General features: G+C 73.4%; 16 protein-coding genes and 1 pseudogene. 5 read left to right on the top strand and 12 right to left on the bottom strand.

Annotation, left to right across the window (positions count from 1 at the left end; all coding sequences use genetic code 11):
* Positions 1 to 105 precede the first annotated feature (105 nt).
* On the top strand, positions 106 to 888 hold the full coding sequence (locus ACIRPX_RS05330; protein WP_404188521.1) for an IclR family transcriptional regulator: 783 nt from the start codon (positions 106 to 108) through the stop codon (positions 886 to 888).
* Between the two features lie 65 nt (positions 889 to 953).
* Positions 954 to 1219, top strand: a pseudogene (locus ACIRPX_RS05325) (MFS transporter); the annotation flags it as partial.
* Here the strand turns inward: ACIRPX_RS05325 and ACIRPX_RS05320 are convergent.
* The 10 genes from ACIRPX_RS05320 to hrcA all read right to left on the bottom strand — a co-directional run bounded on the left by ACIRPX_RS05320 (position 1219) and on the right by hrcA (position 12012).
* Positions 1219 to 2226: an adenosine deaminase gene (locus tag ACIRPX_RS05320; RefSeq protein ID WP_404188518.1), complete on the bottom strand. Its 1008-nt coding sequence runs from the start codon at positions 2224 to 2226 to the stop codon at positions 1219 to 1221. The pseudogene ACIRPX_RS05325 and the gene ACIRPX_RS05320 overlap by 1 nt on opposite strands.
* 20 nt (positions 2227 to 2246) lie before the next feature.
* Positions 2247 to 3152, bottom strand: a complete 906-nt coding sequence (locus ACIRPX_RS05315; protein WP_404188515.1) for a ribonuclease Z — start codon at positions 3150 to 3152, stop codon at positions 2247 to 2249.
* A gap of 6 nt (positions 3153 to 3158) precedes the next feature.
* Entirely contained in the window at positions 3159 to 3512 is a 354-nt protein-coding gene (locus ACIRPX_RS05310; protein WP_404188513.1) for an HIT domain-containing protein, read from the bottom strand.
* Between the two features lie 64 nt (positions 3513 to 3576).
* Positions 3577 to 6792 (bottom strand): S41 family peptidase, encoded by a 3216-nt coding sequence (locus tag ACIRPX_RS05305; protein WP_404188511.1) that lies wholly within the window; start codon positions 6790 to 6792, stop codon positions 3577 to 3579.
* Positions 6793 to 6837: 45 nt separating this feature from the next.
* On the bottom strand, positions 6838 to 7392 hold the full coding sequence (locus ACIRPX_RS05300; RefSeq protein ID WP_404188508.1) for a hypothetical protein: 555 nt from the start codon (positions 7390 to 7392) through the stop codon (positions 6838 to 6840).
* 74 nt (positions 7393 to 7466) lie between these two features.
* Positions 7467 to 7859 carry a VOC family protein gene (locus tag ACIRPX_RS05295; RefSeq protein WP_404188506.1) on the bottom strand — a complete coding sequence of 131 codons (393 nt, stop codon included), beginning with the start codon at positions 7857 to 7859 and terminating at the stop codon, positions 7467 to 7469.
* Positions 7860 to 7878: 19 nt separating this feature from the next.
* Positions 7879 to 8631, bottom strand: a complete 753-nt coding sequence (locus ACIRPX_RS05290; RefSeq protein WP_404188503.1) for a 16S rRNA (uracil(1498)-N(3))-methyltransferase — start codon at positions 8629 to 8631, stop codon at positions 7879 to 7881.
* A complete protein-coding gene (locus ACIRPX_RS05285) occupies positions 8628 to 9704 on the bottom strand; it encodes a nitronate monooxygenase (protein WP_404188501.1) in 1077 nt (358 codons plus the stop codon). The genes ACIRPX_RS05290 and ACIRPX_RS05285 overlap by 4 nt, the downstream gene beginning before the upstream one ends.
* 154 nt (positions 9705 to 9858) lie before the next feature.
* The gene (gene dnaJ / locus ACIRPX_RS05280) at positions 9859 to 10995 is read right to left on the bottom strand and encodes a molecular chaperone DnaJ (RefSeq protein WP_404188499.1); all 1137 of its coding nucleotides are present in this window, start codon (positions 10993 to 10995) and stop codon (positions 9859 to 9861) included.
* Positions 10996 to 12012, bottom strand: coding sequence for a heat-inducible transcriptional repressor HrcA (hrcA, locus tag ACIRPX_RS05275; protein WP_404188497.1), 1017 nt, complete (start codon positions 12010 to 12012; stop codon positions 10996 to 10998).
* Between the two features lie 151 nt (positions 12013 to 12163).
* On the opposite strand from hrcA, the gene ACIRPX_RS05270 reads away from it, so the two are divergent.
* Together ACIRPX_RS05270 and ACIRPX_RS05265 are read left to right on the top strand one after the other, a co-directional pair.
* The gene (locus tag ACIRPX_RS05270; protein ID WP_404188495.1) at positions 12164 to 12892 is read left to right on the top strand and encodes an MBL fold metallo-hydrolase; all 729 of its coding nucleotides are present in this window, start codon (positions 12164 to 12166) and stop codon (positions 12890 to 12892) included.
* Between the two features lie 34 nt (positions 12893 to 12926).
* A complete protein-coding gene (locus ACIRPX_RS05265) occupies positions 12927 to 13730 on the top strand; it encodes a DUF3097 domain-containing protein (RefSeq protein ID WP_404188493.1) in 804 nt (267 codons plus the stop codon).
* Positions 13731 to 13824: 94 nt separating this feature from the next.
* On the opposite strand, the gene hemW is transcribed toward ACIRPX_RS05265, so the two are convergent.
* Together hemW and ACIRPX_RS05255 are read right to left on the bottom strand one after the other, a co-directional pair.
* Positions 13825 to 15057 (bottom strand): radical SAM family heme chaperone HemW, encoded by a 1233-nt coding sequence (gene hemW, locus ACIRPX_RS05260; RefSeq protein WP_404188490.1) that lies wholly within the window; start codon positions 15055 to 15057, stop codon positions 13825 to 13827.
* A gap of 31 nt (positions 15058 to 15088) precedes the next feature.
* Positions 15089 to 17005 (bottom strand): SpoIIE family protein phosphatase, encoded by a 1917-nt coding sequence (locus ACIRPX_RS05255; RefSeq protein ID WP_404188487.1) that lies wholly within the window; start codon positions 17003 to 17005, stop codon positions 15089 to 15091.
* Between the two features lie 102 nt (positions 17006 to 17107).
* On the opposite strand from ACIRPX_RS05255, the gene ACIRPX_RS05250 reads away from it, so the two are divergent.
* The coding region (locus ACIRPX_RS05250) for a HAMP domain-containing protein (RefSeq protein WP_404188484.1) at positions 17108 to 18461 on the top strand (1354 nt) is incomplete at its 3' end.

The following is an 18461-nucleotide window of genomic DNA, read 5'->3' as shown; positions in this document are numbered from 1 at the left end:
GTCACAGCATCTCCCCATATAGATGTCGTCTACGTATAGAGACAGAGCTTAGATATGCGAACGGCGGCCGTCAACGGGCCGACGCCGGCCGCCTACCATCGCCCCATGTCGGAGACTGATGGCGTCCGCGAGGTGAAGTCGGCCGCACGGACGGTCGAGCTGCTGGAACTGCTCGCTGCGCGCGGCGACCGGCCCGCCCGGCTGCAGGAGCTGGCGGACGAGCTGGGCGTGCCGCGCAGCTCGATGTACGCGCTGCTGCAGACCCTGATCGGCCGGGGCTGGGTGCGCACGGACATCACCGGCTCGCTCTACGGCATCGGCATCCACGCCCTGCTCACCGGCACCAGCTACCTGGACTCCGACCCGCGCGTGCGCATCGTGCGCCCGTATCTCGACGAGGCCTCCGACACGCTCGGCGAGACGATCCACCTGGGGCGGCTGGACGGCCGCGACGTGGCGTACCTCGCGACCCGCGAGTCGCACGAGTACCTGCGCACCATCAGCCGGGTCGGCCGCCGGCTGCCGGCCCACGTCGGCGCGCTGGGCAAGGCGCTGCTGGCCGAGCGGGGCGACGCGGAGCTGCCCGAGGGGCCGTACCCGGCGGCGACCCCCCACACCCACACCGGCAGAAAGGCCCTGGCCGCCGATCTCGCCGAGATCCGCGCCCGCGGCTACTCGGTCGACCGAGAGGAGGGCGTCCTCGGCATCGTCGGCTTCGGCTTCGCGCTGCGCTACGAGGCTCCCGCCCAGGACGCGATCAGCTGCTCGGTGCCGGTGGCCCGGCTGACGCCGGAGCACCAGGAGCGGATCGTCGCGGTGATGCGGGAGATCCGGCTGAAGATCGAGGCGAGCGCGCCCGGCGCGGGAGGCTCGGCGCACTGGCGTTGACGCGCCCCTCCGCACGGACGGCGGACGCCCGCGCACCGCGTGCGGGGCGCTCGTCCACCCGGCCTGTCTTCGCGGTGGCGCTCGGCGCCGGGCTGCCGGGCCTGACGGCCGCGGGCGCCGTCGGCCCGCGGTTGTTCGGCCGGGCCGTCCCGGTGGGCGCCGGCACCGCCTGATCGCCGGCTGCGTCGTGCTCGGCGCGTCCGCGACCGACCTCGGCACGTTCGCGGGCGGCGAGATCGCCTGGAACCCGCTCCACCCGGTGGCGCTGTCGTACGTGATCGGCCTCGCCGCCCTCCTGGACCGGCGCGGGCGGTGGGCGGTCCTGGTCGGCTAGCCGGCGCTGTGGCCCGGGAACTCGTACGCCTCCACCTCGGCGAGACACCTGGCCCGCCGCTCCTCGTCGTCCTCCAGGAAGGACGCGAGGAAGGAGTTGCGGGCCAGCTCGCGCAGGCGGTCCTCGGACAGGCCCAGGGTGGCGCGCACGGCGGTGAAGTTGTCACCGGCGTAGCCGCCGAAGTAGGCCGGGTCGTCGGAGTTGACGGTGCACATCAGGCCGGCGTCGAGCATCGCGGGGAGCGGGTGGTCGGCGAGGGCGGCGACCGTGCGCAGCCGGACGTTGGACAGCGGGCACAGGGTCAGCGGGACGCGGTCGCGGACCAGCCGCTCGACCAGCGCCGGGTCCTCCATGCACCGCAGCCCGTGGTCGACGCGCTCGACGCCGAGCACGTCCAGCGCCTCGGTGACGTACTCCGGCGGACCCTCCTCGCCGGCGTGCGCCACCCGCCGCAGGCCGAGCGCCGCGGCGGCCTCGAACACCTCGCGGAACTTCACCGGCGGGTGCCCCACCTCGGCCGAGTCGAGGCCGACACCGGTGATCCGGTCCAGGTACGGCTTGGCCGCGTGCAGGGTCTCGAAGGCCGACTCGGCGGACTCGTCCCGCAGGAAGCACAGGATGAGCCGCGTCGAGACGCCGTGGTTCGCCTCGCTGCTGCCCAGCGCGCGCCACAGCCCGTCCACCACCGTGCCCATCGCCACGCCCCGTGCCAGATGTGCCTGCGGGTCGAAGAAGATCTCCGCGTGCCGCACGCCCTGCGCCGCGGCGCGGGCCAGGTAGGCGTTGGCGAGGTCCTCGAAGTCCCGCTCGGTGCGCAGGACGGCCATGAGCCCGTAGTACAGGTTCAGGAAGGACTGCAGGTCCTCGAAGCGGTACGCCTCGCGGAGCTCGCCGGTGTCGGCGTACGGCAGCTCGACGCCGTTGCGCGCCGCGAGCTCGAAGGCCAGCTCCGGCTCCAGGGTGCCTTCGATGTGGAGGTGCAGTTCTGCTTTGGGGAGGGGCATCGAAGTATCGTACGGGTGTTTTACCGGCGTTTCGGAACCGGTACCCGCAGCAGATCGTGCGCGACGGTCAGCTCCCCCTCGAAGCCCGCGGCCCGTGCCTGCCGCTCGAACTCCTCCGGTTCCGGGTAGCGCTGGCTGAAGTGCGTGAGCACGAGATGCCGTACGCCCGCCTCCCGTGCCACGGCCGCCGCCTGCCCGGCGGTGAGGTGGCCGTGCTCATGCGCGAGGGCGGCGTCCTCGTCGAGGAAGGTCGACTCGATGACGAGCAGGTCGCAGCCCTCGGCGAGCGCGTGGACCCCGTCGCACAGCCGGGTGTCCATGACGAACGCGAACCGCTGGCCGCGCCGCACCTCGCTGACGTCCGCCAGCGTGACGCCGTTGAACGTGCCCTCCCGCTGCAGGCGCCCGACGTCCGGGCCGGTGATGCCGTGCGCCGCCAGCCGCCCGGGCAGCATGCGGTGGCCGTCGGGCTCGACGAGCCGGTAGCCGTAGGACTCGACGGGGTGGGAGAGCCGGCGCGCTTCGAGGGTGTACGAGGCCGTCACGGCGAGGACGCCGTCCGCGTCGACCGGTGCCTCGGTGAGCGCGACCGTCTCCCGGTAGGCCGTCGCGTACCGCAGCCGGTCGAAGAAGCGCTGCCCGGAGGCCGGGTAGTGCGCGCTGATCTGGTGCGGCACCCGGTCGAGGTTGATGCGCTGGACGACACCGGCCAGGCCCAGCGAGTGGTCCCCGTGGAAGTGGGTGACGCAGATCCGGTTCAGGTCGTGCGCGGCGACGCCCGCCCGCAGCATCTGGCGCTGCGTGCCCTCGCCGGGGTCGAAGAGCAGGCCCTCGCCGTCCCAGCGCAGCAGATAGCCGTTGTGGTTGCGCTGCCGGGTCGGCACCTGGCTGGCGGTGCCGAGGACCACCAATTCACGTACGGACACCGGTGGTTATCCGGGGGGCCACTGCATGCCGCGGCCGCCGAGGATGTGGGCGTGCACGTGGAAGACGGTCTGGCCGGCGCCTGCGCCCGTGTTGAAGACGATGCGGTAGCTCTCCAGCTTGTCCTCGTCGGCGATCTCCTGGGTCGCGAGCAGCAGGTCGGCGGCGAGGGCCGGTTCGGCGGCGGCGAGCGCGGCGGCGTTCGGGTAGTGGGCCCGGGGGATCACCAGGACGTGGGTGGGTGCCTGGGGGTTGATGTCCCGGAACGCGACGGTGGTTTCCGTTTCCCGGACGATCGTCGCCGGGACATGACCTTCGACGATCTTGCAGAACAGGCAGTCGTCCTGCGGCTCCCCTGGCATGTGCTCTCCTCAAGCCGGCCGATCGCGTACGGGGGCATCGTATCCAGGCCCTGTCCCCAGGGGGTCAGTCCAGGCTCGGCGGCGTCTTGGCGGGGGTCTCCGCGAGGGCCTCCAGAGCGATGCGGATCGCCTCGTCGAGCTGGGGGTCCCGGCCCGCCGCGTGGTCCTGCGGGCTCTGGATCACCTCCACGTCCGGGTCCACGCCGTGGTTCTCCACGCCCCACTCGTAACCCTCCAGCCAGAACGCGTACTTGGGCTGGGTGACGAGCGTGCCGTCGACCAGCCGGTAGCGGCTGTCGATGCCGATCACCCCGCCCCAGGTCCGCGTCCCGACGACCGGGCCGATGCCCAGGGCCTTGATCGCCGCGTTGACGATGTCGCCGTCGGAGCCGGAGAACTCGTTGGCCACGGCGACCACCGGACCGCGCGGCGCGTCCTGCGGGTAGCTGTAGGCGCGCATGCCGCGGGGCAGGGCCCAGCCGACGATGCGCCGCGCCAGCTTCTCCACCACGAGCTGGGAGGTGTGGCCGCCGCGGTTCTCCCGGACGTCGACGACCAGGCCCTCGCGGGCCACCTCGACGCGCAGGTCGCGGTGGATCTGGGCCCAGCCCGGGGCCTGCATGTCGGGGACGTGGAGGTAGCCGAGGCGGCCGCCGGAGCGCTCGTGGACGTGGGCACGGCGGTCCGCCACCCACGCGTGGTAGCGCAGGGGTTCCTCGTCGGCCGTCGGGACGACCACCGCGTGCCGCGCCTCACCGCCGCCGGCCGGGGAGACGGTCAGTTCGACGGGCTTGCCGGCCGTGCCGACGAGCAGCGGGCCGGGCCCGGTGACCGGGTCCACCGGGACGCCGCCCACCGCCACGATCGCGTCGCCCGCCCGCACCGCGACGCCGGGTGCGGCGAGCGGGGAGCGGGCGGCCGGGTCGGAGGTCTCCGTGGCCAGGATGCGGTCGATGCGCCAGCCGCCGTCCTCGTGCCGCGAGATGTCGGCGCCGAGCAGGCCCTGCCGGGGCCCGTGGCCGTGGCCGCCGCTCGGGACGACGTAGGCGTGGGAGGTGCCGAGCTCGCCCTGTACCTCCCACAGCAGGTCGACGAGGTCGTCGTGGGTGGCGATCCGCTCCAGCACGGGCCGGTAGCGGTCCAGGACGTCCGGCCAGTCGACGCCGCTCATGTCGGGCCGCCAGAAGTGGTCCCGCATGATGCGGCCGGTCTCCTCGTACATCTGCCGCCACTCGGCCGACGGGTCGACGGTCTGCCGGACCCGGGAGAGGTCGACCGTGACGTTCGTGTCGCTGTCGTCGTCGTTCGAGGCCCGCCGGTCGCTGGGGACCACCTTCAGCCGGCCGTCCGTCCACAGCAGGACCCGCTTGCCGTCACCGCTCACCGCGAAGTGGTCGGCGTCGGCGGCCAGATGCTCCAGGCGGTGCTGCGCGAGGTCGTAGCGCTCCAGCTCGGTCCGCGGGTCGGGATCGTCCGGAGTGGCCCGGGAGGAGCCGAGGACGCCCTGCACCGGGTGGCGCAGCCACAGCACGCCGTCCCGGGCCGCGCGCAGGTTGGAGTAGCGGGCGGCCTCGACCGGGAACGGCACGATCCGGTCGGCGAGGCCCTCCAGGTCGATGCGGGTGGCCGGGGCGCCCTCGCTGTCGGGGGTCTCGTCCTTGTCGGCCGTCTCGAAGGGCCGGCCGTGCCGCTGCGGCCCGAAGGGCGAGGGGGTCGTCGCGGCCAGCGTGATCAGGTGCGGGCGGTCGCCGACCACGAACGCCAGGTCGAAGACGTGCTCGTCGTAGACCGGGTCGAAGGAGCGGTTGGACAGGAACGCGAGGTGCTTGCCGTCGAGGGTGAAGGCGGGGGCGTAGTCCTGGAAGCGGAGCGGGGTCGCCTCGGTGACCGAGAGGTCGGTGGTGTTGGCGAGGCGGAGCTGGCGCAGCGGGCGCGGGCCGGGGTGGGACCAGGCGAGCCACGCCGAGTCGGGTGAGAAGACCAGGCCGGAGACGTCTCCGTCGTCGCTGCGGTCGATCTCGCGGACCTCGCCGGTCTCGCGCTCGACGAGCAGCACCCGGCCGTCGTGCGCGGCGACAGCGGCCCGGCTGCCGTCGGGTGCCATGGCGAGCCCGAGGACCCGGCCGAGCTGCCCGGCGGCGAGCCGGCGCGGAGTGGCGCCGGGAGCGAGGCCGGTGGCGGGCGCGAACTCCAGCGCGTCGTCGCCCTCCGCGTCCGTCACCCACACCACCCACTCCTCGCCCTCCGCCCGGAAGGTGCGCGGCAGCCGGGCCCGTACGCCGGGTGCGGCGGCCAGCGCGCGGGCCGGGCCCGAGCGGTGGGTGACCCAGTGCACGGCGCCGCGGACGGCGATCGCGCTGCCGCGCGCGGTGTGGTCGGGCGCGCCGGAGCCGAACCAGTGGGCGGCGTCCAGATGGAAGGGGTGCCGGCCGCCCCGCTGCCCGCCGAGCCGGATGTCGAGCCGGCGCGGCTCGGCCCCTTCCAGGTCGTCGAGGATCCACAGTTCACCGGCGGACGCGTAGACGACCCGGGTGCCGTCCCCGGCCGCGTGCCGGGCGTAGAAGCCGTCGATCGGGGTGTGCCGGCGCAGATCGGAGCCGTCGGCGAGGGAGGAGTACAGCGCTCCGGTGCCCTCGTGGTCGGAGAGGAAGGCGATGCGCTCCCCCGCCCACACCGGGAACTCGAGGTTCCCGTCCAGGTCCTCGTGCAGGCGTACGAACTCGCCCCGGCCCTCGCGGTCGATCCACAGCTTCCCGGCCGTCCCGCCCCGGTAGCGCTTCCACCAGGCCGCCTCCCGCCCCATCGGCGCGGACAGCAGCACGGTGCCCGGCCCGTACGCGACACCGCCGACGGGCCCGTACGGCAGCAGGTCCGACGGTCCGCCGTCGAGCGGGACGGCGTGCGCCCAGGAGCGGCGCAGGCTGGCCTGGCCGTGCGTGGTGATCGCCAGGACCCGGCCGTCGGGGGTCCAGCCGCGCACCTGGGTGCGCCAACTGCCCCAGTGCGTCAGCCGCTTGGCCGGTCCGCCGTCGACCGGCGCGATGTGCACCTCCGGGGCGCCGTCGCGGGCGGAGGTCCAGGCGACGGTCGTGCCGTCGGGCGAGATGCGCGGCGCGGAGACCGGCACGTCGTCGGCGCTGACCCGCCAGGCCCGGCCGCCGTCGAGGGGCGCGAGCCAGATGTCGTCCTCTGCGGCGAAGGTCACCAACTCGCCGTGCACATGCGGGAATCGAACATAGACGGAGGAGGCTGCGGAGGCCGGTGAGGCGGGCTGAGTCACCCGATCACCTTAAGCAGGTGCGGCTCGCGCAACCAGACCTTTCGATCACTTGCCCTCCACGGGCCAGCACTGCGGATCGCCCTTGCACCAGATGGTCTTGGTGACCGTCACGGTGACGGTGGCCCCCGGCTGCTGTCCGTTGGAGGGGATGTTGATGATGGGCGACGGCGTCGCGTTGCAGTTGCCGAGCCCGCTCACGTGGAACCAGACCTTGTTGCCGACCTTGGCGGTCAGATCACCGCGCACACAGGCCCCGTCGACGGCCCGCGTGACCTTGCCGGTGACGGTGATCTCCTGCCCGCCCTTGGTCTGCCCCTGGCAGTCGACGTTGGCGACGGTGGTCCGGCTCGCCGAGGGGGCCGGGCTCGACGCCTGGTTGTTGCTGCCGTAGTTGGCGGTACAGCTGAGCCACTGCACGTCCACATGCTGCGCCTTCAGCGCCGCTGTCGCGGTCTGGTCCGTCGTGTACGCCACCGCCGCGGCGCTCATTCCGTTGGGGTCGCACGCCACGGCCCCGCCCACGACTGCCACCGCACAGGCCGTCGCGGCCGCGACCCGCCGTCCCCGCGGCCGCCGCCAGATCTGCCTCAACGCCCCCATGGACGGCAGCCTGCCACCGGTCGCCGTCCGGCGGTAGAGCGCATACGGTCACAAAAGCGCCGGTGCGGCACGGGTCAGCCGCGCAGCAGCAGCCACTCCTGAAGTTCCACCAGGTTGCCCTCGGGGTCCTTGAGGTGGGCCACCCGCATCCGTTCGGTCATCGGGGACGGGCCGTGCAGGAGGGTGGCGCCGCGGGTGGTGATCTGCTCGCAGTAGGTGTCGAGGTCGTCGACGCGCAGGACCACCAGGGAGCGGTGGCCGGTCGCCGTGTCGCCCAGCTCGTTCAGGACCTCGGCCATCATCGACCGGTCCTGCAGGGCGATCCCCGCCGAGCCGGTGGCCGGGCTGAACTTCTCGTACGGCCCCTCGGCCGCGCCCGACTGCGGCTTGAGGCCGAGCACCTCGCAGTAGAAGCGGTAGCAGCCGGCGAAGTCGCTGACGAGGAGCCTGACCTGGGCAAGTTCCACGGTGTTCCCCCTGGGGCTTTCAGGACCAGCGGCCGGTACGGCCGAGGAGCAGAGCGGTCGCCGCGGTCCCCGCGGTCGATGTACGCAGCACGCTACGCCCGAGCCGGTACGCCCTCGCGCCCGCCTCCTCGAAGAGCGTCAACTCCTGCTCCGAGACACCCCCTTCGGGGCCCACGACCAGCACGATCTCACCCTCGGCGGGCAGGTCGGCGGTCGCCAGCGGCTCACTGGTGTACGCACGGTCCTCGTGGAGCACGGCGGCGAGGGCGGCTTTGGCCAGAAGTGCGGCAACCTGCTCGGTCGTTGCCGCGTCCGCGACCTCCGGGAAGCGCAGCCGGCGGGACTGCTTGCCCGCCTCACGGGCCGTGGCACGCCATTTGGCCAGCGCCTTCTGACCCCGCTCGCCCTTCCACCGGGTGATGCAGCGGGCCGCCGACCAGGGCACGATCGCGTCGACGCCGGTCTCGGTCATCGTCTCGACGGCCAGCTCGCCGCGATCCCCCTTGGGCAGGGCCTGCACGACGGTGATCCGGGGCGCGGGCTCGGGCTCGAACGGCAGCTCGGAGACTTCGACGAACAGCCGGTCCTTGCCCTCCGTCCGCACCACCGCACCGGCCGCGCCCCGGCCCCGGCCGTCCGTCAGCACCACGCCCTCGCCGGGCTGCAGCCGCCGTACGGACACCGCGTGGCGGCCCTCGGGGCCGTCCAGCCCGACGACCTCCCCGGCGGTGACGCCCTCCAGCGACGCGATCACGAACACGGGTGCGGTCATCGCATGTCCCCCTTGGCCGACAACGCTGTCCTGGCCGCGTCGAGCTCGGCGGCGAGGACCTCCACCAGCCGGCCGGCCGGAAGCTCCCGCGCCATGCGGTGGCCCTGCCCCGCCCACAGGGCCATGCCCTGCGCGTCGCCGGACGCGGCGGCCTTCTTGCGCAGCGGCGCCGTGAGGTGGTGGATCTCCGGGTAGGCGGCGGGGGCGTACGGGCCGTGCTCGCGCATGAAGCGGTTGACCAGGCCGCGGGCCGGGCGGCCGCTGAACGCGCGCGTCAACTCCGTACGTACGAACAGGGGGTTGGTCAGCGCCTGCTTGTGGACGGCGGTGGCGCCGGACTCCGGGGTGGCGAGGAACGCCGTGCCGAGCTGGGCCGCGCTCGCGCCCGCCGCCAGCACCCCGGCGATCTGCCCGCCGCGCATGATGCCGCCGGCGGCGACGATCGGGATGCTCACGGTCTCGCGCACCTGGGCGACGAGGGAGAGCAGGCCGACACCGGCGCCGTTGTTCTCCGGGGCGTCCCGGTGGGTGCCCTGGTGGCCGCCGGCCTCCACGCCCTGCGCGATCACCGCGTCCGCGCCCGCGTGCTCCACCGCCAGGGCCTCCTCCGCGGTCGTCGCGGCGACCAGGGTGAAGGTGCCGGCGCGGTGCAGGGAGTCGATCACCTCGCGGCTCGGCACGCCGAAGTGGAAGGAGACCACCGGCACGGGGTTGTCGAGCAGCACCGCGAGCTTGGCGTCGAAGCCGTCGTCGCGGCCGCTGTCCGGGTCGCCGAGCTCCGTCTCGTACCAGGCGGCCTCACCGGCCAGCTGGTGGGCGTAGATCTCGATCGCGCCGGGGTCGGCGTGGTCGGGCTGCGGCAGGAACAGGTTCACGCCGAAGGGGCGGGTGGTCAGCCCGCGCAGTTGCTTGATCTCCTGGTACATGCCGTCGGCCGTCTTGTACCCGGCGGCCAGGAATCCCAGCCCGCCCGCCTCGGACACGGCCTGCGCGAGATGGGGCACGGAGACGCCGCCCGCCATGGGGGCCTGCACGATCGGATGAGGGAAGAGATCGGTCAGCGCGGAGGACATGACGGCATGTTGTCACGTCCTCCGAACAAGTCCGAATCCACCCGTCCCCTCCGTGCGGGCCGCCCGTGCCCTGCGGACGGGCGGCCGTGACGGGTGGGGCCCGGCGGCCGCCGAACGCGTCCTCCGGGACCCCCGGCAGCCCGCCCACCTCGCGTCAGCGGCCGTTGAACGCGTCCTTCAGGCGCGAGAACAACCCCTGCTGGCCCGGCTGGAACTGCCCCTGCGGGCGCTCCTCGCCGCGCAGCTTGGCCAGTTCGCGCAGCAGCCGCTCCTGGTCGGGGTCGAGCTTGTTCGGGGTCTGGACCTCGACGTGCACGATGAGGTCGCCGCGCCCGCCGCCCCGCAGGTGCGTCACGCCCCGGCCGTGCAGGGGGATCGACTGGCCGGACTGGGTGCCGGGCCGGATGTCGACCTCCTCCATGCCGTCCAGCGTCTCCAGCGGCACCTTGGTGCCGAGGGCCGCCGCGGTCATCGGGATCGTCACCGTGCAGTGCAGGTCGTCGCCGCGCCGCTGGAACGTCGAGTGCGGCAGCTCGTGGATCTCGACGTAGAGATCGCCGGCCGGGCCGCCGCCGGGGCCGACCTCGCCCTCGCCCGCGAGCTGGATGCGGGTGCCGTTGTCCACACCGGCCGGGATCTTGACCGTGAGGGTACGGCGGGAACGCACCCGGCCGTCGCCCGCGCACTCCGGGCAGGGGCTGGGCACCACGGTGCCGAAGCCCTGGCACTGCGGGCACGGCCGCGAGGTCATGACCTGGCCCAGGAAGGACCGGGTGACCTGCGAGACCTCACCGCGGCCACGGCACATGTCGCAGGTCTGGGCGGTGGTGCCCGGCGCCGCGCCCTCCCCGTTGCAGGTGGAGCAGACGATCGCCGTGTCGACCTGGATGTCCTTGGTCGTGCCGAAGGCCGCCTCGTCGAGCTCGATCTCCAGCCGGATCATGGCGTCCTGGCCGCGGCGGGTGCGCGAGCGCGGACCGCGCTGCGACGCCGTGCCGAAGAAGGCGTCCATGATGTCGGAGAAGTTGCCGAAGCCACCCGCGCCGAAGCCGCCCGCACCGCCGCCCTGGGCCTGCGAGAGGGGGTCGCCACCGAGGTCGTAGACCTGCTTCTTCTGCGGGTCCGACAGCACCTCGTAGGCGGCGTTGATCTCCTTGAACCGCTCCTGGGTCTTCGGGTCCGGGTTGACGTCCGGGTGCAGCTCGCGCGCGAGCCGCCGGAAGGCCTTCTTGATCTCTTCCTGCGACGCGTCGCGGCGCACGCCTAGAACGGCGTAGTAGTCCGTGGCCACTTACGACTCCGCCAGGATCTGTCCGACGTACCGTGCCACTGCGCGTACCGCTCCCATCGTTCCCGGGTAGTCCATGCGGGTCGGTCCGACCACGCCGAGCTTGGCGACTGCCTCGCCGCCCGAACCGTAGCCCACCGACACCACAGAAGTGGAGTTGAGTCCCTCGTAGGCGTTCTCATGACCGATGCGTACGGTCATGCCCGAATCTCCGGCCTCCCCCAGCAACTTGAGGAGCACGACCTGCTCCTCCAGCGCCTCGAGCACGGGGCGGATGGTGAGGGGGAAGTCATGTCCGAAGCGCGTGAGATTGGCGGTGCCGCCGATCATCAGCCGCTCCTCGTTCTCCTCGACGAGTGTCTCCAGGAGGGTGGAGAGCACCATCGAGACCGTACCCCGGTCCTCGACGTCGAAGCCCTCGGGCAGGTCCTCGACCAGTCGCGGGACGTCCGCGAAGCGGCGGCCCGCGACCTTGCTGTTGAGCCGCGCCCGCAGATCCGCGAGCGAGGCCTCCCCGAACGGCGCCGGGCAGTCGACCATGCGCTGCTCGACCCGGCCGGTGTCGGTGATCAGCACGAGCATCACGCGCGCCGGCGCGAGCGAGAGCAGCTCCACGTGCCGCACCGTCGAGCGGGTCAGCGAGGGGTACTGCACGACGGCGACCTGCCGGGTCAGCTGCGCGAGCAGCCGCACGGTCCGCGCCACCACGTCGTCCAGGTCGACCGCCCCGTCGAGGAAGTTCTGGATGGCCCGCCGCTCGGGCCCGGTCATCGGCTTGACGCCGGCGAGCTTGTCGACGAAGAGCCGGTAGCCCTTGTCGGTCGGGATGCGCCCGGCGCTGGTGTGCGGCTGGGCGATGTAGCCCTCGTCCTCCAGGGCCGCCATGTCGTTGCGCACGGTGGCCGGGGAGACGCCGAGGCTGTGCCGCTCGGTCAGGGCCTTGGAGCCCACCGGCTCCTCGGTGCCGACGTAGTCCTGGACGATGGCACGCAGTACCTGGAGTCGTCGTTCACTCAGCATCGCGCACACCTCCAGAAAGTCGTCCCCGGGCGCTTCGCCTGGCACTCTGTCCATCCGAGTGCCAGAGTTCCCCGGCCCAGTGTACGGCGGTGGGGTACGCCCCGGGCAAGGCAGTCCCTGCCGGACCGGCCCGTACCGCTAGCGTCGCGGTATGACGGTGACTTGGGAAGAGCTCGGGTGGGAGCGGGTGGCGGCCGGGGTCGGGCGCCGCCGTCTGCCGCGCTGGGACTGCACGGCGGGCCTGGTCGTCGGCGAGGGCACGGCGCTCCTGATCGACGCGGGCTCCAGCCTCGCGGAGGGCACGCGGCTGCGCACCGAGGCACAACGGCTCACCGGTCACCGTGTGACCCATCTCGCCCTGACGCATCCGCACTTCGACCATGTCTTCGGGGCGGCGGCGTTCGCGGGCACGCAGACGTACGGCGCGGTGGGCATGGACACCCTGTTCGGGGCACGGCACGCGCGCGAGGAGCTGCGCTCGGACGCGGTGGGCAACGGTCTGGACGCGCAGGCGGCGGAGGAGGCCGTGGACGCGCTGACCGGTCCCCGGCACCATGTCTCCGGCGAGTGGACCCTCGACCTGGGCGGCGGCCGGCAGGTTCTGCTGGCGAACGTGGGTCCCGGCCACACCGCCCACGACCTGGCGGTGCTGGTGCCCGGCTCGCCGGAGGTGGTCTTCTGCGGCGACCTGGTCGAGGAGTCCGGCGAGCCGCAGGCCGGTCCCGACGCCGTACCGTCGCACTGGCCCGCCGCGCTCGACCGGCTGCTCGCGCTGGGCGGCGAGGACGCGCTGTACGTGCCCGGTCACGGAGCGGTGGTGGACGCGCGCTTCGTGCGGGCTCAGCGGGACGAGCTTGCGGCGCGTTTCGGCGTGTCGTGACCGCCGGCGGGCCGGTTCTCCTATCGTCGTCCGAATGCGCCAGTACTCCGCCGACCTCACCCCTCCGTGGAAGAAGTCCAAGCCGGTCCCGGAGGTGGCGGCCGAGCCGGGGCTGGTGGTCGAGGAACCCGGCACCGGTTTCTGCGGCGCGGTGATCCGCTGCGAGGCGGGCACGGTGACGCTGGAGGACCGCTTCGGCAAGCACCGGGTGTTCCCGCTGGAGCCGCGGGGGTTCCTGCTGGAGGGCCGGGTGGTGACGCTCGTGCGCCCGTCCGGCGCGGCTCCGGTGCGTCCCGCCCGTACCGCGTCCGGTTCGGTGGCCGTCCCCGGCGCACGCGCGCGGGTGGCGCGCGCCGGGCGCATCTACGTCGAGGGCCGGCACGACGCGGAGCTGGTCGAGAAGGTGTGGGGCGACGACCTGCGCGTCGAGGGCGTGGTCGTGGAGTACCTCGGGGGCGTCGACGACCTGCCGTCGATCGTGGCCGAGTTCGACCCCGGCCCGGACGCGCGGCTCGGCGTCCTGGTCGACCATCTGGTGCCGGGGACGAAGGAGTGGCGCATCGCCGCGTCGGTGACCGGTGAGCACGCGCTGGTGGTGGGCCACCCGTACATCGACATCTGGGAGGCGGTGAAGCCGGCCTCCCTCGGCATCGAGGCGTGGCCGCGCGTCCCGCACGGGCAGGACTGGAAGACGGGCGTGTGCCGCGCGCTGGGCTGGCCGCCGGAGAACACCGGGGCCGTGTGGCAGGCGATCCTGAAGCGGGTCGGCTCCTACAAGGACCTGGAGCCGGAGCTGCTGGGACGGGTGGAGGAACTGATCGACTTCGTCACCGGGTAGCGGTGAGGTTCGATGCCGGGGGGGCGTCCCGAACTCACCGGCGTCGTCTCCCCGACCCGCCGGCCCCGTGAGCAGGACGCGCTCGCCCGGGTGATCAGTCCACCAGGTCCCTGACCACCGCGTCCGCCAGCAGCCGGCCGCGCAGCGTCAGCACGGCCCGGCCCTCCTCGTACGGGCCCCGCTGCAGCAGTTCGTCCGCGAGCGCGCGGCGTGCGGCCGCGAGCCCCTCCGGCCTCAGCAGGTCCAGCGGCGCCCCCTCCCGCAGCCGCAGCTCCAGCAGGATCCGCTCCACCCGTCGGTCCTCCTCCGACAGCAGCTCGCGCCCCGCCCCCGGGGACCGGCCCTGCGCCAGTGCCGCCGCGTACGCGCCGGGGTGCTTCACGTTCCACCAGCGCACCCCGCCGACGTGCGAGTGCGCGCCGGGGCCCGCGCCCCACCAGTCGGCACCGCGCCAGTACAGCTCGTTGTGCAGGCAGCGGGCCTCGGCGGTGGTGGCCCAGTTGGAGACCTCGTACCAGTCGAAACCGGCCGCGGACAGCACGTCCTCCGCGATCAGGTACCGGTCCGCGTGGACGTCGTCGTCCGTCGTCGGGATCTCGCCGCGGCGGATGCGCCGGGCCAGCCGGGTGCCCTCCTCGACGATCAGGGCGTACGCCGACACATGGTCCGGGCCCGCGCCGATCGCCGCCCGCAGCGTCGCCCGCCAGTCGTCGTCCGACTCCCCCGGGGTGCCGTAGATCAGGTCCAGGTTGACGTGCTCGAAGCCGGCCGCGCGGGCCTCGGCCACGCACGCCTCGGGGCGGCCCGGGGTGTGGGTGCGGTCCAGGATCCTCAGCACGTGCTGCCGCGCGCTCTGCATGCCGAAGGAGATGCGGTTGAAGCCGCCCTCGCGCAGGGCCGCCAGATAGGCCGGGTCGACCGACTCCGGGTTCGCCTCCGTGGTGATCTCGGCGTCCGGCGCGAGGCCGAACTCGTCGCGGATCGCGCCCAGCATCCGTACGAGATCGCCCGCGTCCAGCAGCGTGGGCGTGCCGCCGCCCACGAAGACGGTGCGCACCGGGCGCGGGTCGTCGCCGAGGACCTTGCGGGCCAGGCGGACCTCGTCGGCCAGGATGTCCGCGTAGTGGTCACGGGAGGCGAGGACGCCGCCCGTGCCGCGCAGCTCGGTGGCGGTGTAGGTGTTGAAGTCGCAGTAGCCGCAGCGGGTCGCGCAGTACGGGACGTGCAGGTAGAACCCGAGGGGGCGGTCGGCGGCAGCGGTGAGCGCGGACGCGGGGAGGGCGCCGTCGGCGGGGACCGGCTCGCCGTCGGGAAGGGCGGAAGGCATGCCCTCCATTGTCCAGTACCGCGGGCGGGAGCTACTCCGCCTGCAGCACCAGCAGCGCCAGGTCGTCCTCCGGCGGCCTCCCGCCGAACTCGTGCACGAGCCGGCGGATGCGCTCCGCGATCAGCTGGGCGCTCAGGCCCGCGCACCCGGCGAGGGCGTCCGCGAGCCCGTCGGCGTCGTCGAACATGCGGGAGCCGTCGCGGCGTTCGGTCACTCCGTCCGTGACGCACAGCAGGCTGTCGCCGGGCCGCAGCTCGAAGGTCTCGCTGGTGTAGGTCTCGTCCTCGACGACCCCGAGGAGGGTCTGCGGACGCGCGGCCGTACGGACGTCCCCGTGCGGGCCGAGCAGCAGCGGGAGCGGGTGCCCGGCGGAGGCGAGGGTGCAGCGGACACCGCCGTCGAAGGGCGCCAGCTCGCCGTAGAGGAGCGACAGGAAGCGGGTCTGCGGTCCGTCGCCGGGGGCGGGCGGCCTGACCAGGGCGCGGGCGGCGGCGTCCGCGGCCTCGGTGGCGTCGTCGAGGAGCAGCCGGTTGAGGCGGTCGAGGACGTCCGCGACGCGGTAGCCCTCACGCGCGAGCAGGCGCAGCCAGGGGCGGGCCAGTCCGATGACGACGGCGGCCTCCGGGCCCTTGCCCTGGACGTCGCCGACGGCGAAGCACCAGCGGCCGTCGCCGGCCGGGAAGAGGTCGTAGAAGTCGCCGCTGGGGCCGCCCTGGTCGCACGGCTCGTAGACGAGGGCGCTGCGCACGCCGGGGATCTCGGCGACGGCGGCGGGCAGCAGCCCGCGCTGGAGCACCTGGCTGATGGTCGCCTGCCGGGCGTACTGGCGTGCCGCGCCGATGGCGAGCGCCACCCGGCGGCTGAGGTCCTCGATCAGCCCGGTGACCTCGTCGGGGAAGCGCAGCAGCCCGGCCCGTCCGATGACGAGCGTGCCGAGCGGGCGGCCGCCCGCGATCAGGCGGTAGGCGAGTGCCGTGCCGTGCTCGTCGCGCACCCCGAGCGCCTCCCCGGGCCAGGGGTGCGGTACGGGTCCGGACCGTAACGGGCCGGCCGGGTGGGGAGGGTCCTTCTCCAGCGAGCGGCGCAGTTCCTCGATGCGGTTCTCGCTGCCGTGCCAGACACGGGCGAGCCGGGGCCCGGCCCCCGCCGTGCCGTCGGCCCAGCCGCGGCCCATGGCCTCGTCCTCCAGCCACACCGCGCACCAGTCCGCGAGCCGCGGCACGATCAGCTGCCCGGCGAGCGCGGCGACCAGGTTCTCGTCGAGCTGCCCGGCGAGCAGGTCGGAGGCCTCGGCGAGAAAGGACAGGGCGCCCCGGTGGAGCCAGTCCCGGTCGCGCTCGGCGCGCTGCGGGTCGGGCGCGAGGATCTCCGCGGCGCGCAGCCCGCGCTCCAGGGCGAGCCGGCCGTCGTACGCCTCCGCGCCCGCGGCCGTGCGCGCCTCGGCGGTCAGCCGCGCCCACACCGTCTTGGTGCCCCTGCGGAAGGTGACGCCCCAGGATTCGGCGAGCGAGGCGACCAGGCGCAGTCCGCGGCCGTACTCCGGTGTCTCGTACGGCACCTCGCTCTGCGCGTCGCGGGGCGCGCGGGAGGGGTGGTGGTCGGCGACCTCCACGACCACCGCCCCGGTGTCCTGTTCCAGCCGGCACTCCAGCACGACCTCGGTGCCCGCGTGCACGACGGCGTTGGTGACGAGTTCGCTGGCGACGAGCACGGTGTCGTCGACGAGACGGTCGGTGAGGAGGTCGGCGCCGGGCAGACGGGCCTCGGCCCACTCCGCGGCCGCGGCACGCACGAGCGCGCGGGCCGATCCGGGCGCGAGGGGGCTTCCGGGGAGGGTCGTGCCCGTCCGCGCGCAGGATTCCGCGCCCTCGTGTGCGCTCGTGCACCCAGGCGCCGGCGCCCCGCAGGCACAGGGAGCGGTGTCCCGTTGCGTCGGAATGGCCCCCATGGACAGCTCCCCGAACGGTTCGGACGAATACGCCTCAGTCGATGCCGACAGAGTGACAGACTGACCACGCCCATAAGCGCCGAGTTACCGAAGTGGGCCGCCATGAGTGAGAACAGTGCTACACGTGCGCTCGAAGACGGACAAAAAGCGGCACAAGTCCGAGCATCCGAGCTGCGCCCGCTGCTCGCCGCGATGACCGCGGCCCGGGACGGTGACTTCAGGAAGGTGCCCGAGACCGGTCACGGCATCGTGGCCGAACTCACGGCGGCCTTCAACCAGATCGTGGACCGCAGCACGCATTTCAACGGGGAAGTGCAGCGCGTGAAGCGGGAGTTGGTGCGCCACGGGCGGCTCGACGAGCGGGTTTCGGCCAGTCCGGGCCAGGGCGCGTGGACGTCGCGGGTCAACGACGTCAACCAGATCCTGGACGCCCTGGTGGCCCCGGCGGCCAACGCCACGCGGGTGCTGGACGCGGTGGCGGGCGGTGACCTCACCCAGCGGGTCGACCTGCACGACGGCAGCCGGCAGTTACGGGGTGACCTGCGCCGGCTGGGCCGTGCCGTGAACAAGATGGTCGACCAGCTCTCGCTGTTCACGGGCGAGGTGACCCGGGTCGCGCGGGAGGTGGGCACCGAGGGGCGGCTCGGCGGACGCGCCAAGGTGACCGGGCTGTCGGGCAGTTGGCGGGCCGTGACCGAGGCCGTCAACACGATGGCGTCCCGGCTGACCGCCCAGGTGCGTGACATCGCCGTGGTGACGACGGCGGTGGCCCGCGGCGACCTGACCCGTACGGTCACCGTCGAGGCGACCGGCGAGCTGCTCGAACTGAAGCTGACGGTGAACACGATGGTCGACCAGCTGTCCGCCTTCGCCGACGAGGTGACCAGGGTCGCCCGCGAGGTCGGCACCGAGGGTCAGCTCGGCGGCCGGGCCCAGGTGCGGGGCGTGTCGGGCGTGTGGAAGGACCTCACCGACAACGTCAACTTCATGGCCTCGAACCTGACCTCGCAGGTGCGCAACATCGCCCAGGTCACCACCGCCGTCGCCAACGGCGACCTGAGCCAGAAGATCACCGTCGACGCCCAGGGCGAGATCCTGGAGCTGAAGTCGACGATCAACACGATGGTCGACCAGCTCTCCGCCTTCGCCGACGAGGTCACCCGCGTCGCCCGCGAGGTCGGCACCGAGGGCAACCTCGGCGGCCGGGCCCAGGTGCGCGGCGTCTCCGGCGTCTGGAAGGACCTCACCGACAACGTCAACTTCATGGCGGACAACCTGACCTCGCAGGTCCGCAACATCGCGCTGGTCTCCACCGCCGTCGCCCAGGGCGACCTGGGCAAGAAGATCACGGTCGAGGCGAAGGGCGAGATCCTGGAGCTGAAGTCGACGATCAACACGATGGTCGACCAGCTCTCCGCCTTCGCCGACGAGGTCACCCGCGTCGCCCGCGAGGTCG

This window comes from Streptomyces sp. NPDC101225, assembly GCF_044767585.1.
Classification (GTDB): Bacteria; Actinomycetota; Actinomycetes; order Streptomycetales; family Streptomycetaceae; genus Streptomyces.
The sequence above is the reverse complement of the archived record's forward strand: the minus strand, read 5'-3'. Positions and strand labels throughout refer to the sequence as shown.

Coding starts and splice junctions, on each gene's coding strand:
- ACIRPX_RS05330 (WP_404188521.1), top strand. CDS start 106: ATGTCGGAGACTGATGGCGTCCGCGAGGTGAAGTCGGCCGCACGGACG.
- ACIRPX_RS05320 (WP_404188518.1), bottom strand. CDS start 2,226: ATGCCCCTCCCCAAAGCAGAACTGCACCTCCACATCGAAGGCACCCTG.
- ACIRPX_RS05310 (WP_404188513.1), bottom strand. CDS start 3,512: ATGCCAGGGGAGCCGCAGGACGACTGCCTGTTCTGCAAGATCGTCGAA.
- ACIRPX_RS05300 (WP_404188508.1), bottom strand. CDS start 7,392: ATGGGGGCGTTGAGGCAGATCTGGCGGCGGCCGCGGGGACGGCGGGTC.
- ACIRPX_RS05290 (WP_404188503.1), bottom strand. CDS start 8,631: ATGACCGCACCCGTGTTCGTGATCGCGTCGCTGGAGGGCGTCACCGCC.
- ACIRPX_RS05285 (WP_404188501.1), bottom strand. CDS start 9,704: ATGTCCTCCGCGCTGACCGATCTCTTCCCTCATCCGATCGTGCAGGCC.
- hrcA (WP_404188497.1), bottom strand. CDS start 12,012: ATGCTGAGTGAACGACGACTCCAGGTACTGCGTGCCATCGTCCAGGAC.
- ACIRPX_RS05270 (WP_404188495.1), top strand. CDS start 12,164: ATGACGGTGACTTGGGAAGAGCTCGGGTGGGAGCGGGTGGCGGCCGGG.
- ACIRPX_RS05265 (WP_404188493.1), top strand. CDS start 12,927: ATGCGCCAGTACTCCGCCGACCTCACCCCTCCGTGGAAGAAGTCCAAG.
- hemW (WP_404188490.1), bottom strand. CDS start 15,057: ATGCCTTCCGCCCTTCCCGACGGCGAGCCGGTCCCCGCCGACGGCGCC.
- ACIRPX_RS05255 (WP_404188487.1), bottom strand. CDS start 17,005: ATGGGGGCCATTCCGACGCAACGGGACACCGCTCCCTGTGCCTGCGGG.